Source organism: Collimonas sp. GW821-FHT02H07 (assembly GCF_059421505.1).
Genome location: NZ_JBWKVC010000012.1, coordinates 17,019 through 30,755 on the forward strand (window position 1 = coordinate 17,019; position 13,737 = coordinate 30,755).

The window sequence follows — 13,737 nt, forward strand, 5'->3', positions numbered from 1 at the left end:
ACTAAAAATCATATGGCATTCGATCTCGACGAACAGGAACAACTGGCAACGCTCAAGAACTGGTGGGACAAGTACGGCAATCTGACCACCTGGGTGCTGATCATCGCGCTGGCGGCGTATGCCGGCTGGTCCGGCTGGAACTACTACCAGCGCAGCCAGGCCTTGCAGGCTTCGCAGCTCTACGACGAACAGCAAAAGGCCGTGACGGCGAAAGACAACGCCAAGGTGCAGCGCGCCGCTGCTGATATCCAGCAGAAATTCGGCAGCACCGCCTATGCCGGCATGGCCGCCATGTCTGCCGCCAAGGCAGCGTTCGACGCCAACGACCTGAACGCCGCCAAGGAACAGTTGCAATGGGTGGTCGATCATGGCCACGATGCAGACTACAAAGCGCTGGCCAGAATCCGCCTGGCGGGCATCTTGCTGGACCAGAAGGCCTATGACGACGGCTTGAAAGTGCTGGCGGCCGACTTGCCCGCACCTTTCGCCAGCGCCGCCGCTGACCGCAAGGGCGACATCCTGGTCGCGCAGAACAAGCTCGACGAAGCGCGCGCCGCTTACCAGCTGGCGCTGGACAAGATGGATAGCAAGAATCCCGGCAAACAATTGATTCAATTGAAACTGGATGCGATTGGCGGAGCTCCAGCCAAAGCGGCAGCCTGATAATTCGAAAAGGAAGAATATGCGTGTTATGACTATGCGAGCGGTTGCCTGTGCGGGTGCTCTGCTGATATTGGGCGGTTGTTCCTTGTTCAGCGGCAAGGCGCCAAGTAATCCGCCGGCACCTTTGGTCGAGTTTACGCAAAGCCTGAAAGTGCATCCGGCCTGGACGCAATCGATCGGCAGCGCTTCCATCTTTACATTCTCGCCGGCGGTTGCCGGCAACAGCGTGTACGCAGCGGCGACTGACGGCACCGTGGTCCGGATCGACGCCGTTACCGGCGCGGTGGCCTGGAAGATCAGCGCCGGCAGCAAGCTGACCGGCGGCGTCGGCACTGACGGCACGACTGTCGCCGTGGCCGGCGACAAGGGCATGCTGCTGGCGTTCGACGCCGAAGGCAAGAAGCGTTGGCAGGCGCAGGCTTCCAGCGAGATCCTGTCGGCGCCGGCGGTAGGCCAGGGGCTGGTGATCGTCCGCAGCCAGGACAATCGCATTTCCGCATTCGATGCTGAAACCGGCGAACGCCGCTGGACCGTGCTGCGCACCTTGCCGACGCTGACACTGCGCTCGGCGCCTGGTATCCTGGTTGTTCCGCAGGCAACATTCCTGTCCTTGCCGGGTGGCCGCTTGTCGGCCCTGAACCTGACTAACGGCGGCCCATGGTGGGAAATGGCGATCGGTGATCCGCGCGGCACCACCGAGCTGGAACGGGTTGCAGACGCTTCCGGCATGCCGGTGATCGTCGGCCGCGACGTTTGCGCCGTCGCCTACCAAGGCCGGGTCGGCTGTTTCGATGCCGGCAGCGGCAACGCGCACTGGGTCAAGCCGTTCTCCAGCGACGTCGGTGTCGGCAGCGATGGCCATAATATCTATGCGGCTGACGAACGCGGCGCAATCTCCGCGTTCACTCTGGACAGCGGTGCGGTAGTATGGCAAAACAAGCAGTTGGCCAATCGTGTCCTGACTACTCCGGTAGTATTGGGCAATGCAGTGGTTGTCGGCGATTTCGAAGGGTATATTCACTTCTTGTCTCGCGAAGACGGCGCACTGAAAGCACGGATCCGTGCAGATAGCAGCGCAGTACTGCCGAACCCGGTAGTGGCTGGCTCTAATGTGATTTTTCAAACCAAAGCAGGAACATTGATCGCTATTGCGACAGAGTAAGATTTTAATGAAGCCAGTAATAGCACTTGTAGGACGTCCCAATGTCGGCAAATCGACGTTATTTAATCGCCTGACGCGTTCCCGTGACGCGTTGGTCGCCGATTTGCCCGGCTTGACTCGCGATCGCCACTATGGCGAAGGGCGGGTCGGCGAGCGGCCATTCCTGGTGATTGATACTGGTGGTTTCGAGCCGGTGGCCAAAGAAGGCATCATGCACGAAATGGCCAAGCAGACCAAGCAGGCCGTGGCCGAGGCCGATGTCGTGATTTTTATCGTCGACGGCCGCCAGGGCCTGACGCCGCATGACAAGACCATCACCGACTTCCTGCGCAAATCGGGCCGCTCGGTGATGCTCGTGGTGAACAAGTCCGAAGGGATGAAGTACACCTCGGTCACCGCCGAATTCTACGAACTCGGCATGGGCGATCCGTATGTCATATCGGCTGCGCACGGCGACGGCGTCGCCGATCTGGTGGAAGAATCGCTGGACCTGGCGTTCGCGCAGCGTCCGCCGGAAGTGGAAGAGCCGGAAGGCAAGGAAGATCGCGGCATCAAGATCGCCATCGTCGGCCGGCCGAATGTCGGCAAGTCGACCCTGGTCAACACCTTGCTGGGCGAAGAGCGCGTGATCGCGTTCGATATGCCGGGCACGACCCGCGATTCGATCGAGATTCCGTTCGAGCGCGACGGCAAGAAATACACCTTGATCGACACTGCCGGCATCCGTCGCCGCGGCAAGGTGTTTGAAGCCATCGAGAAATTTTCGGTGGTCAAGACCTTGCAATCGATTTCGGAAGCCAACGTAGTCTTGCTGCTGCTGGATGCGCAGCAGGATATCTCGGAGCAGGACGCCCACATCGCCGGCTTCGTGCTGGAAACCGGCCGTGCGCTGGTGGTCGGCGTCAACAAATGGGATGGCCTGACCAGCGACCGTCGCGATGAAATCAAGATGGACATGGACCGCAAGCTGAATTTCCTGTCGTTTGCGAAATTCCACTTCATTTCCGCATTGAAGTCGACCGGCATCACGCCTTTGATGAAGTCTATCGATTCCGCCTATGCGGCGGCGATGTCCAACCTGACCACGCCGAAACTGACGCGTGCCCTGATCGAAGCGGTGGAGCACCAGCAGCCGCGGCGCAAGGGTTCGATCCGTCCGAAACTGCGTTATGCCCACCAGGGCGGGATGAACCCGCCCATCGTCGTCATCCACGGCAATGCCCTGGAATCGATCGAGGATAACTACAAACGCTATCTGGAAAAACATTTCCGCGAAACTTTTTCGCTGGTCGGGACTCCATTACGTATCGAATTCAGATCTAGCCGGAATCCATACGCGCGCCAGGAAAAATAATTTTTTAAAAATACTTTTTTCTAAGCAGTAAATCTGAAAATCGTTTACATTCGTAAAACACCCACCGAGTCATTCACTTAGAATCATATTGGTTCTAACATGCATTTTGCATTTGACTTCTAATCACAACAACACAGTGGAGTAGCCATGAGTAATAAAGGGCAATTGTTACAAGACCCGTTTTTGAACGCCTTGCGCAAAGAACATGTTCCGGTTTCGATCTACCTGGTCAACGGCATCAAACTGCAAGGCCATATCGAATCCTTCGACCAATACGTCGTTTTACTGCGTAATACCGTTACCCAAATGGTATACAAACACGCCATCTCAACCGTAGTTCCTGCTCGCGCTGTCAATCTGAATCTTGAATCTGAAGCAGAATAAGCATTTGCCGGCCGCTTTGTCACAGAGCGGGGCGGCTACTCGATTGTTCCTATGCGCGCAGCGCTAGTTGGAGTGGACTTCGGCAAAGGTGATTTTGCCGCGAGTCTCGAAGAGCTTTCCTTGCTGGCCAAGTCTGCCGGTGCGTTGCCGTTGGTCACCATCACCGGAAAGCGCAGCAGCCCGGACGCCGCCTTGTTTGTCGGTTCCGGCAAGGCACAGGAAATCGCCGACGCCGTGTTTGATGATGAACTTGAAATCGTCATTTTCAACCACGCCTTGTCGCCCGCCCAGCAGCGCAATCTTGAACGTGTACTCAAAGTCAGAGTCCTGGACCGCACCAGTCTGATTCTCGACATCTTTGCCCAAAGAGCCAAAAGCCATGAAGGCAAGGTGCAGGTTGAGCTTGCGCAATTGCAGCATCTGGCGACCCGCCTGATCCGCGGCTGGACTCACTTGGAACGGCAAAAGGGCGGTATCGGCCTGCGCGGCCCGGGTGAAACCCAGCTGGAAACCGACCGCCGCTTGCTGGGCGACAGGGTCAAGGCCTTGCGCGCGCGGCTGGACAAGCTGCACAAGCAGCACGCAACGCAAAGGCGGGCGCGCGGCCGCAGTGCGACGATTTCGATTTCGCTGGTGGGCTACACCAACGCCGGCAAGTCAACCTTGTTCAATGCGCTGGCCAAGGCCGGCGTATATGCCGCGGACCAGCTGTTTGCAACGCTGGACACCACTTCCAGGCGGGTTTATCTGGGCGAGGCGGGCAGTGTCGTGATTTCCGACACGGTTGGTTTCATTCGTGAATTGCCGCATCAGCTGGTAGCTGCATTCCGGGCTACCCTGGAAGAAACCATCCATGCCGACCTGCTGTTGCATGTGGTCGATGCGGCAAGTCCGGCGCGCATGGAGCAGATCGAGCAGGTAAACCTGGTGTTGAAGGAAATCGGCGCCGATCATATCCCGCAGATTCTGGTGTGGAATAAGATCGATGCAGCGGAACTGGAGCCTTCGGTCGAGCGTGATGAGTATGATAAAATTCAGCGAGTTTTTATCAGCGCGCAAAAGGGCATAGGCCTGGATTTATTGCGCCAGGCCATTACAGAATTTGTTACCCGGGTACCAACAGCAACGGCCTATCCGTTACCGGCTGCGGATCTTGAGGATAACCACATTAAACAGGTGTGATGCCGTTTTAAACAAATTCTTACAAGTTCTTATAAGGTAACTGTAAAGGTAATTGTAAGTAAGCAACGTTAATCATGCGCCTCTCACGAGCATTCCAACCTATTTGTTTTATTTACTTAAAGATAACGATCGAATGCTTGGTACCCTATTCAAAAAACTTGGTTTGAAATTTTCGCTGAACGACCCGCAATGGGGCCGCAATTCGCAAAATGACAACAAGCAAAACAACGATGGCAAAAAGCCAAACAACGGCCCTCCAGACCTGGATAAGCTGTGGCAAGACTTCAACCAGCGTTTGACCCGCCTGCTTGGCAGTAAAAGCGGTGGTGGAGGCGGTGATTCCAGCGGTGGTGGCTTCAATCCAGGCATGAAGGGCGCCGGCGTTGGCGTCGGCGCGATTGCCGCGGTAGTGGCCTTGCTCTGGCTGGCAAGCGGTTTCTTTACCGTGCAGGAAGGCCAGACCGGCGTTGTGATGACATTCGGCAAGTACAGCCATGCGACCACGCCAGGTTTCAACTGGCGCTGGCCTTATCCGATCCAAAGCCATGAAATCGTCAATGTTTCCCAGGTGCGCACGGTGGAAGTGGGCTATCGCGCCAACGCCAAGAACAAGCAGCCGAAAGAAGCCCTGATGCTGACCGATGATGAAAACATCATCGACATCCAGTTTGCCGTGCAATACACGCTGAAGAGCGCATCGGACTGGATTTTCAATGTGCGCGATCCGGAAGAGACCGTACGCCAGGTCGCGGAAACCGCGATTCGCGAAGTGGTCGGCAAGAGCAAGATGGATTTCGTGCTGTACGAGGGCCGCGAAAAAGTGGCGCTCGATACCAGTCAGCTGATGCAGCAGATTCTGGATCGCTATAAAGTTGGCGTGCAGATCACCAATGTCACCATGCAAGGCGTGCAACCGCCGGAGCAGGTGCAGGCGGCGTTCGACGATGCGGTCAAGGCCAGTCAGGATCGCGAGCGTCAAAAGAATGAAGGCCAGGCCTACGCCAACGACGTGATTCCAAAGGCGCGCGGCGCGGCATCGCGCTTGCTGCAGGAAGCGGAAGCTTACAGCGCGCGGGTTACCGCCAATGCCGAAGGCGACGCCTCACGCTTCAAGCAGGTGCTGGCCGAATACCAGAAAGCGCCGGCAGTGACGCGGGACCGGATGTATCTGGACACGATGCAACAGATTTTTGCGAATACGACAAAAGTAATGGTTGATGCTAAAAGCGGGAGTAATTTATTGTATTTGCCATTGGATAAACTGATTTCGCAGTCAGTGTCCGGCGCCACTGCACCGGCCGCCGGCGCCGGCAGCGCAAGCGCCGGCACGATCCCGTCGACGTCGATGAAAGACGGCGCCAGCACGGTAGAACAGCGGCCGCAGTCGGATGAGCGGTCGCGCGATAGCCGCGACTCCCGCGATCGGGAGGGCCGATAATGAATCGCCTCATCTCATTGCTGATATGCATTTTCCTGGCGCTATGGCTGCTGTTTTCGACGATCTTCGTGGTCGATCAGCGCCAGTATGCGATCCTCTTCGCTTTCGGTGAAGTCAAGCAGGTGATCAACCAGCCTGGCCTGCATTTCAAGCTGCCGCCGCCGTTTCAGAACGTGCTGTTCCTGGACAAGCGCATCCTGACCATCGATCCGCCGGATACCGACCGTTTCATCACCGCGGAAAAAATGAACATCCTGATCGACGCCTTTGTAAAATGGCGGATTACCGATCCGAAACTGTATTTCGTCAGTTTCGGCGGCGATGAAAAGCGCGCGCAAGACCGCATGTCGCAAATCGTCAAGGCAGCGCTGAACGACGAAATTACCAAGCGCACCGTGCGCGAAGTGATTTCCGGCCAGCGCGGCAAGGTCATGGATTCGATTCGCTCCAAGGTGGCGGAAGAAGCCAAGCAGATCGGCGTCGATATTATCGATGTGCGCCTCAAGCGGGTCGATTATGTCGACCAGATCAATGCGTCCGTCTATGACCGGATGAAATCCGAGCGTTTGCGGGTCGCCAATGAATTGCGTTCCACCGGTTCAGCCGATTCTGAAAAGATTCGCGCCGATGCCGACAAGCAGCGCACGGTGATCCTGGCGGAGGCTTATCGCGACGCTGAAAAGATGCGCGGCGAGGGCGACGCCAAGGCTTCGCAGATCTATGCCCAGGCATTCGGCCAGAATCCGGAGTTTTACAAGTTCTATCGCAGCCTTGAAGCTTATCGCGCCAGCTTCAAGACCCGCCAGGACTTGATGGTGATCGATCCGAACTCGGAATTCTTTAAATATTTCCGCAGTCCGGCCGGTGGCGGAGCGGCAGCGCCAGCAAAAAAATAAGCCAGCCGCTGCAAGGATAAAGTAGTCTGGGAATGGCGCCCTCGATAGAGGCGCCATTCCTTATTTTCGACGGCGTACTTGCAGTAATTTGTAGCAACGGTTCTTGCAAAGATCCAGGCCCATTAAAGTTAATGATGTTGTTTTGCTGGCAAGCGGATGTCCGCTGTCCAGTGAAAAGTAACCTTCCTTAGATTCATTTTTCCTATGCCAAATTGGCTTCTCCCTGAAAACATCGCCGACGTCCTGCCGTCCGAGGCGCGCAAGATAGAAGATCTGCGCCGCCTGATCCTGGACAACTTCCGCCTGTACGGCTACGAGCTGGTCATGCCGCCGATGCTGGAATACCTGGAATCGCTGCTGGCCGGCGCCGGCCAGGATACCGATCTGCGCACCTTCAAGCTGGTCGACCAGCTGTCCGGCCGCACCCTCGGCATCCGCGCCGACATGACCACCCAGGTGGCGCGCATCGACGCGCATTTGCTGAACCGCGAGTCGGTGACTCGCCTGTGCTATGTCGGCAGCGTCCTGCATACCCGCCAGATCGGCTTGCATGCCACCCGCGAGCCTTTGCAGATCGGCGCTGAAATCTACGGTCATCTTGGCCTCGAAGCCGATGCCGAGATCCAGGAACTGGCGCTGGCGACCCTGGCCCTGGCCGGGATTACCCAGGTGCGCCTGGATTTGTGCCATGTTGGCATCCTGCGCACCATCATCGGCGGCGATCGCGCCGCAAAAGTGGATGAAAGCGCACTGGTCGGGTTGCTGGAAGCCAAGGATTTGCCAGGCTTGCGCACCATCAGCGTCGATTACAAGCCGGAAACGCGGGCCGCGCTGCTGGCACTGCCGGGTTTATACGGCGACGCCAGCGTGCTGCAGCAGGCGCGCCAGGTGCTGCCTGCCTTGCCGGCCATCGCCAAAGCGCTTGACGAACTGGAAACCCTGGCGGAAGCTGCCGGGAAAGATTGCGTCACCGTCGATTTAGCGGATTTACGCGGGTATCATTACGAAAGTGGTTTGATTTTCGCCGCCTACGTGCCCGGCTTGCCGAACGCGATACTGCGCGGCGGCCGCTACGACGTCGGCGCGGCATTCGGCCGTTCGCGGCCAGCGACCGGTTTCTCGATGGATTTGCGAGAGCTGGCAAGACTGATTCCGGTAGCAATCCGCAAGCGCGCGATCCATGCGCCTTGGGGAATTGAAGCAGGTTTGAAGGAAAAGATCGTTGAATTGCGCAAGGCTGGGGAAGTTGTGATCCAGAGTCTGCCCGGTCATGAAAACGATCAAGACGAGTTCGATTGCGACCGCGCGGTCGTACTCGAAAATGGCAACTGGATTATCAAAAATTTGGACTAAGTGATGTTACAGAAAAGCACCGCAAAAAACGTCGTCGTGATTGGCACCCAATGGGGCGACGAAGGAAAAGGCAAGATCGTTGACTGGCTGACCGACCACGCACAAGCAGTTGTGCGTTTTCAGGGCGGCCATAACGCTGGCCATACATTGGTCATCGGCGGTCACAAGACGGCGTTGCAGCTGATCCCGTCCGGCATCATGCGCCCAGGCGTCGCCTGCTACATCGGCAATGGCGTCGTGCTGTCGGTGCCTGACCTGCTGCGCGAGATCGACAAGCTGCAGGCTGCCGGCGTCGAAGTGGCGTCGCGCCTGAAGATCTCCGAAGCTTGCCCGATCATCCTGCCTTATCACACCGCACTCGATGCGGCGCGCGAAGCGGCGCGCGGCGATGCCAAGATCGGCACTACGGGCAAGGGCATCGGCCCGGCCTATGAAGACAAGGTTGCCCGTCGCGCGATCCGCGTGGCCGACCTGCTCAACGAGAAGCGTTTTGCAGAGAAGCTGAAAGCCAATCTGGAATACCATAATTTCGTCCTCACCAATTACCTGAAGGCGCCGGCTGTCGATTATCAGAAGACGCTGGACGATGCCCTGGCGACCGTGGAGCGCCTGCGGCCGATGGTGGCTGACGTGTCGAGCGACCTGTACGCCGCCCACAACAACGGCGCCAGCCTGTTGTTCGAAGGTGCGCAGGGCAGCCTGCTGGACGTCGACCACGGCACCTATCCGTTCGTCACATCGAGCAACTGCGTGGCGGGCAATGCCGCTGCCGGCAGCGGCGTCGGCCCGAACATGCTGCACTACATCCTGGGCATCACCAAGGCTTACACCACGCGCGTCGGTTCCGGCCCGTTCCCGTCCGAGCTGCCGACCGACCAGGGCGTCGGCAAGCACCTGGCCAGCGTCGGCCACGAGTTCGGCACCGTCACCGGCCGCGCCCGCCGTTGCGGCTGGTTCGATGCCGCCTTGCTCAAGCGTTCGGTGCAGATCAATGGCGTTTCCGGCATGTGCCTGACCAAGCTGGATGTGCTGGACGGCCTGGAAACCCTGAAGCTGTGCACCGGCTACACGCTCAACGGCAAGACCGTGGATATTTTCCCGGTCGGCGCCGAAGAAGCGGCGCTGTGCCAGCCTATCTACGAAGAAATGCCAGGCTGGAGCGAGTCGACGGTCGGCGCCAAATCGATGGATGCCTTGCCGGTCACGGCGCGTGCCTACATCAAACGTATCGAAGAATTGGTAGGCGTGCCTATCGATATGGTGTCGACCGGTCCCGACCGTGAGGAAACCATCGTTTTGCGCCACCCATTTAAATAAAAACAATATGAATAAATCTGATGATCAGCACCTGTGGGTGTCGTGGGATGAATATCATCGCATCATTGAAAAACTTGTCCTGAACGTCCACGCCTCCGGCTGGCAGTTCGACCAGGTGCTGTGCCTGGCGCGCGGCGGCCTGCGTCCGGGCGACGTGTTCTCGCGCATTTTCGATGTGCCGCTGGCGATCCTGTCGACCAGCTCGTACCGCGAAGAGGCCGGCACGGTGCGCAGCGAGCTGGATATCGGCAAGCACATCACCATGAGCCGCGGCGCCCTGGCGGGCCGCGTGCTGGTGGTGGACGACCTGGTCGATTCCGGCGTCACGCTGGACAAGGTCTTGCATCACCTGAAAGAAAACTATGCGCCGGTGACCGAGGTCAAGTCGGCAGTGATCTGGTGGAAGGCCTGTTCTTCGCTGAAACCGGATTACTACGTCGACTATCTGCCGACCAATCCGTGGATTCACCAGCCGTTTGAAGAATACGACAGTTTGCGTCCGCATCAGCTGGAAGCATGGAGTAGAAAGGGCGTATCGAGGTAATCGAGCGCACTGGATAAAAAGCCCTGTTGCTGATGCAACGGGGCTTTTTTACGTCCGTGCCTACTGTCCCAGGCTCACCCAGCTGGCATCTTGCGCATGGCTGCGCAGCACCGCCTCGATGAATTCCATGCCTTGCACGCCATCCTTGACGGTGGTCAGGAAGCGGCTGTGATCGGGGATGGTGCGGCCGTCGTTCAGCGCTGCGATCTGCTGGGCAGCGTCGACGTAGAGCTGGGCAAACGCTTCCAGATAACCTTCCGGATGGCCGGCCGGAACCCGGGTGGCGTGCGCCGCTGCCTGGCCCTGCGCACGGCCGCGGGTGAGGCATTGCGCCTGGCCGCCTTGCGGCGTGAGCCACAGCTGGTTCGGGTTTTCCTGGTCGAACGCCAGGCTGGCCTTGCTGCCGTACAGGCGCAGCCGCAGCGCGTTCTCGCAGCCGGTGGCGACCTGGCTGGCCCACAGCGTGCCGCGCGCGCCGTTGGCGTAGCGCAGCATCACTTGCACATGGTCATCGACCTGGCGTCCCGGCACAAAGGTATGCAGTTCGGCCAGCAGCTGGGTCGGCGTCGCGCCGCTGACGTATTGCGCCAGCTGGTAGGCGTGGCTGCCGACATCGCCCAGAGTGCCTGCCGGGCCGTTGCGCGCCGGATCGGAACGCCAGCCGAGCGCCGCCGGATCTTGCGTGCCGTCGTCGGCAGCGGCAGCAGCGGCGGGTATCTCATCGGCCAGCCAGTCCTGGGAATACTCCACCTGCAGCAGGCGCAATTCACCTAGCGCGCCCGATTCAACCAGTTCCTTGGCATGGCGCACCATCGGGTAGCCGGTATATGTGTGGGTAAGGGCGAACAGCAGGTTCTTGCGTTGCGCCAGGGCCGCCAGCGCTTGCGCTTCTTGCAGCGAAACGGCGAGCGGCTTGTCGCAGATGACATGGATGCCGGCTTCCAGGAAAGCGGTGGCCACCGGCGCGTGCAGGTAGTTGGGGGTGACAATGGCTACCACGTCGATGCCGTCCGAGCGGGCGGCTTCGCGCTGCGCCATGTCGCGATAATCGGCATAGCTGCGGCTACTGTCCAGGCGTATCGCGGCGGCGCTGGATGCCGCTCGCAGCGGGTTGCCGGACAGCGCGCCCGCCACCAGTTCGTAATGGTCGTCGAGCCGCGCAGCCATGCGGTGCACGGCGCCGATGAAAGCGCCGTCGCCGCCGCCCACCATGCCCAGGCGCAACCGCCGTGGCAGCCTGGTTTCCTGCTTGCCGTGATGGATGCCCATGTCTAGTCCCATCCTAATAGTTGTGCAATCTGCGCCGTTGGCACCTGGCTGCCGGCAAAATCGTCGAAGGCGCGTTCGCTGACGCGGATGATGTGGCGGCGGATGAATTCCGCGCCTTCGGCCGCGCCGTCTTCCGGATGTTTTAGTGCGCATTCCCATTCCAGCACGGCCCAGCCGGGGAAATCGTACTGCGCCATCTTGGAAAAGACGGCCTTGAAATCGATCTGGCCGTCGCCCAGAGAACGGAAGCGTCCGGCCCGTTCCTGCCAGTCTGAAAATCCGCCGTAGACGCCTTGCCGGCCGTTAGGGCGGAACTCGGCATCCTTGACGTGGAAGGCTTTGATGCGCGCGTGGTAGATGTCGATGAACGCCAGGTAGTCCAGCTGCTGCAGCAGGAAATGGCTGGGGTCGTACAAGATATTCGCGCGCGGATGGTGATCGACCGCCTCCAGGAAGCGCTCGAAAGTGACGCCGTCATGCAGGTCCTCGCCGGGATGCAGTTCATAACAAAGATCGACGCCGGCATCGTCGAAAGCGTCGAGCACAGGACGCCAGCGCCGCGCCAGTTCGGCGAATGCGGTTTCCACCAGCCCGGCCGGACGCTGCGGCCAGGGATACAGGTAGGGCCAGGCCAGCGCGCCGGAAAAACTCACGTGCGCGCGCAGGCCAAGTCGGCGCGAGGCGATGGCTGCGCAATGCAGTTGCTCCTCGGCCCAGGCGGTGCGCGCCGCCGCATTGCCGCGCAGCGCCGGCGGTGCAAAGCCGTCGAACAGCAGGTCGTAGGCCGGATGGACCGCCATCAGTTGCCCTTGCAGGTGGGTCGACAGTTCGCTGACCTGCAAGCCGTGGCCGGCCAGCATGCCGGCGATGTCGTCGCAATAAGTCTGGCTTTGCGCCGCCAGTTCGAGGTCGAACAGGCGCACATCGGTAGGCAGCTGCAGCGCCTTGTAGCCCAGCGCGGAAGCCCACCGGGCCAGGTTTTCCAGGGTGTCGAACGGCGCCTTGTCGCCCATGTACTGGGCCAGAAACAGGGCCGGACCTAGTATCGTTTTCACGGTGTAATCCTTTCGTGCAGAGCATGCGAAATGTCAGCCGCGCCGTCTCGGCAGCGCGGCCCGGCAGTTAAAACGGCGAATCAGGGAAATAGAACTGCTTGGCGTTCTGGTTGGTGATCAGGACCGACGGGATGATGGTGGTCGCCGGCAGTTTTTCGCCCTTGAGGCGGGCTTCGGCAGTCATCTTGATGGCGTCGTAGATGAATTTCGGCGAATACGACACGTCGGCCTTGATCATCTTGTCGCCGTCGATGATTTTCTTGACGGCTCCCTTGGCGCCGGCGCCGCCGAAAATCTCCTTGATGTCGCTGCGTTTGGCCTGGTCGATGGCTTTCTGCACGCCGACCGCCATGTCGTCGTCCGCCGCCCAGACTGCGTCGATCTGGCGGAAGCGCGTCAGGTAGTCCTGCATCACCTTGAAGGCGTCGTCGCGGTTCCAGTTGCCGTATTTGGCGTCGAGGATCTTGATGTCCGGATGTCCTTTCATCACGGCGCTGAAGGCATCGAAGCGTTCGTTATCGAGAGTGGTCGGGATGCCGCGCAACACCACGATGTTGCCCTTGCCGTTGAGCTGCTTGGCCAGGTACTCGGCCGGCAGCTTGCCGAAAGCGGTGTTGTCGCCGGCGACGTAGGCGTCCTGGGCGGCGGTATTGGTCAGCCCGCGGTCAACCACCGTGACATACACGCCCTTGCTCTTGACCTGCGCCACCGGCTGGGTAAGCGCGGCCGATTCCAGCGGGAAGATCACCAGGGCGTTGATCTTGTTGACGGTCAGCATGTCTTGCAACTGGTTGGCCTGCTCCGATGCCGCGGCCGACGTCTTGACGATGATTTTCAGGTCGGGATGGGCTTTTTCCAGTTCTTTCTTGGCTTCATTGGCCCACCACACGATGCCGGACGTGAAACTGTGGGTGGCGGTAGGAATGGCGACGCCGAGCGTGACCTTGTCGGCGGCGTGGGCGGGCAGGGCTGCGCTATAGGCAAATGCGGCCAGGGCGGCGGCCGGCAGCAAGCCGCGGCTGAAAATACGATGGATCGAATGCATGGTGTCTCCTCCAGTTGATGGTGCCGCTATCGGCATCCGGTGTTGAAACGACAAACGACGTTGCACTGCCGGCTG

The 13,737-nt window shown here is 59.4% G+C and carries 13 protein-coding genes; 10 read left to right on the forward strand and 3 right to left on the reverse strand.

What is annotated here, in order from left to right; all coding sequences use genetic code 11:
* Positions 1–12 precede the first annotated feature (12 nt).
* The 10 genes from AC07V8_RS18125 (at position 13) to AC07V8_RS18170 (ending at position 10,293) form a co-directional block, all read left to right on the forward strand.
* Positions 13–663, forward strand: coding sequence for a YfgM family protein (locus AC07V8_RS18125; protein WP_211474226.1), 651 nt, complete (start codon positions 13–15; stop codon positions 661–663).
* Between the two features lie 19 nt (positions 664–682).
* Positions 683–1,825, forward strand: a complete 1,143-nt coding sequence (gene bamB, locus AC07V8_RS18130) for an outer membrane protein assembly factor BamB (protein ID WP_494679732.1) — start codon at positions 683–685, stop codon at positions 1,823–1,825.
* A 7-nt stretch (positions 1,826–1,832) separates the two neighbouring features.
* A complete protein-coding gene (gene der / locus AC07V8_RS18135; RefSeq protein WP_211441107.1) occupies positions 1,833–3,179 on the forward strand; it encodes a ribosome biogenesis GTPase Der in 1,347 nt (448 codons plus the stop codon).
* Between the two features lie 147 nt (positions 3,180–3,326).
* Positions 3,327–3,563, forward strand: coding sequence for an RNA chaperone Hfq (hfq, locus tag AC07V8_RS18140; protein WP_019141241.1), 237 nt, complete (start codon positions 3,327–3,329; stop codon positions 3,561–3,563).
* Between the two features lie 51 nt (positions 3,564–3,614).
* Positions 3,615–4,745, forward strand: a complete 1,131-nt coding sequence (gene hflX / locus AC07V8_RS18145; RefSeq protein WP_494679733.1) for a GTPase HflX — start codon at positions 3,615–3,617, stop codon at positions 4,743–4,745.
* A 133-nt stretch (positions 4,746–4,878) separates the two neighbouring features.
* Positions 4,879–6,183 (forward strand): FtsH protease activity modulator HflK, encoded by a 1,305-nt coding sequence (gene hflK, locus AC07V8_RS18150; RefSeq protein WP_494679734.1) that lies wholly within the window; start codon positions 4,879–4,881, stop codon positions 6,181–6,183.
* Complete coding sequence (gene hflC / locus AC07V8_RS18155) at positions 6,183–7,079, forward strand: protease modulator HflC (protein ID WP_494679735.1); 897 nt, start codon at positions 6,183–6,185, stop codon at positions 7,077–7,079. The genes hflK and hflC overlap by 1 nt, the downstream gene beginning before the upstream one ends.
* A gap of 204 nt (positions 7,080–7,283) precedes the next feature.
* Positions 7,284–8,432, forward strand: coding sequence for an ATP phosphoribosyltransferase regulatory subunit (locus tag AC07V8_RS18160; protein ID WP_494679736.1), 1,149 nt, complete (start codon positions 7,284–7,286; stop codon positions 8,430–8,432).
* A gap of 3 nt (positions 8,433–8,435) precedes the next feature.
* Positions 8,436–9,749 (forward strand): adenylosuccinate synthase, encoded by a 1,314-nt coding sequence (locus tag AC07V8_RS18165; RefSeq protein ID WP_494679737.1) that lies wholly within the window; start codon positions 8,436–8,438, stop codon positions 9,747–9,749.
* 7 nt (positions 9,750–9,756) lie between these two features.
* Complete coding sequence (locus AC07V8_RS18170) at positions 9,757–10,293, forward strand: phosphoribosyltransferase (protein WP_494679738.1); 537 nt, start codon at positions 9,757–9,759, stop codon at positions 10,291–10,293.
* Positions 10,294–10,353: 60 nt separating this feature from the next.
* On the opposite strand, the gene AC07V8_RS18175 is transcribed toward AC07V8_RS18170, so the two are convergent.
* From AC07V8_RS18175 to AC07V8_RS18185, 3 genes are all read right to left on the reverse strand, one after another.
* Positions 10,354–11,562, reverse strand: a complete 1,209-nt coding sequence (locus AC07V8_RS18175) for a Gfo/Idh/MocA family protein (protein ID WP_494679739.1) — start codon at positions 11,560–11,562, stop codon at positions 10,354–10,356.
* 2 nt (positions 11,563–11,564) lie between these two features.
* Positions 11,565–12,617: a sugar phosphate isomerase/epimerase family protein gene (locus AC07V8_RS18180; RefSeq protein WP_494679740.1), complete on the reverse strand. Its 1,053-nt coding sequence runs from the start codon at positions 12,615–12,617 to the stop codon at positions 11,565–11,567.
* A 67-nt stretch (positions 12,618–12,684) separates the two neighbouring features.
* Entirely contained in the window at positions 12,685–13,662 is a 978-nt protein-coding gene (locus AC07V8_RS18185) for a substrate-binding domain-containing protein (RefSeq protein WP_494679741.1), read from the reverse strand.
* Between the last annotated feature and the right edge of the window lie 75 nt (positions 13,663–13,737).

Bases quoted from the DNA above. Each gene is read 5' to 3' on its own strand.
- AC07V8_RS18125 (WP_211474226.1), top strand. From the start codon at position 13: ATGGCATTCGATCTCGACGAACAGGAACAACTGGCAACGCTCAAGAAC.
- bamB (WP_494679732.1), top strand. From the start codon at position 683: ATGCGTGTTATGACTATGCGAGCGGTTGCCTGTGCGGGTGCTCTGCTG.
- der (WP_211441107.1), top strand. From the start codon at position 1,833: ATGAAGCCAGTAATAGCACTTGTAGGACGTCCCAATGTCGGCAAATCG.
- hfq (WP_019141241.1), top strand. From the start codon at position 3,327: ATGAGTAATAAAGGGCAATTGTTACAAGACCCGTTTTTGAACGCCTTG.
- hflX (WP_494679733.1), top strand. From the start codon at position 3,615: ATGCGCGCAGCGCTAGTTGGAGTGGACTTCGGCAAAGGTGATTTTGCC.
- hflK (WP_494679734.1), top strand. From the start codon at position 4,879: ATGCTTGGTACCCTATTCAAAAAACTTGGTTTGAAATTTTCGCTGAAC.
- hflC (WP_494679735.1), top strand. From the start codon at position 6,183: ATGAATCGCCTCATCTCATTGCTGATATGCATTTTCCTGGCGCTATGG.
- AC07V8_RS18160 (WP_494679736.1), top strand. From the start codon at position 7,284: ATGCCAAATTGGCTTCTCCCTGAAAACATCGCCGACGTCCTGCCGTCC.
- AC07V8_RS18165 (WP_494679737.1), top strand. From the start codon at position 8,436: ATGTTACAGAAAAGCACCGCAAAAAACGTCGTCGTGATTGGCACCCAA.
- AC07V8_RS18170 (WP_494679738.1), top strand. From the start codon at position 9,757: ATGAATAAATCTGATGATCAGCACCTGTGGGTGTCGTGGGATGAATAT.
- AC07V8_RS18175 (WP_494679739.1), bottom strand. From the start codon at position 11,562: ATGGGCATCCATCACGGCAAGCAGGAAACCAGGCTGCCACGGCGGTTG.
- AC07V8_RS18185 (WP_494679741.1), bottom strand. From the start codon at position 13,662: ATGCATTCGATCCATCGTATTTTCAGCCGCGGCTTGCTGCCGGCCGCC.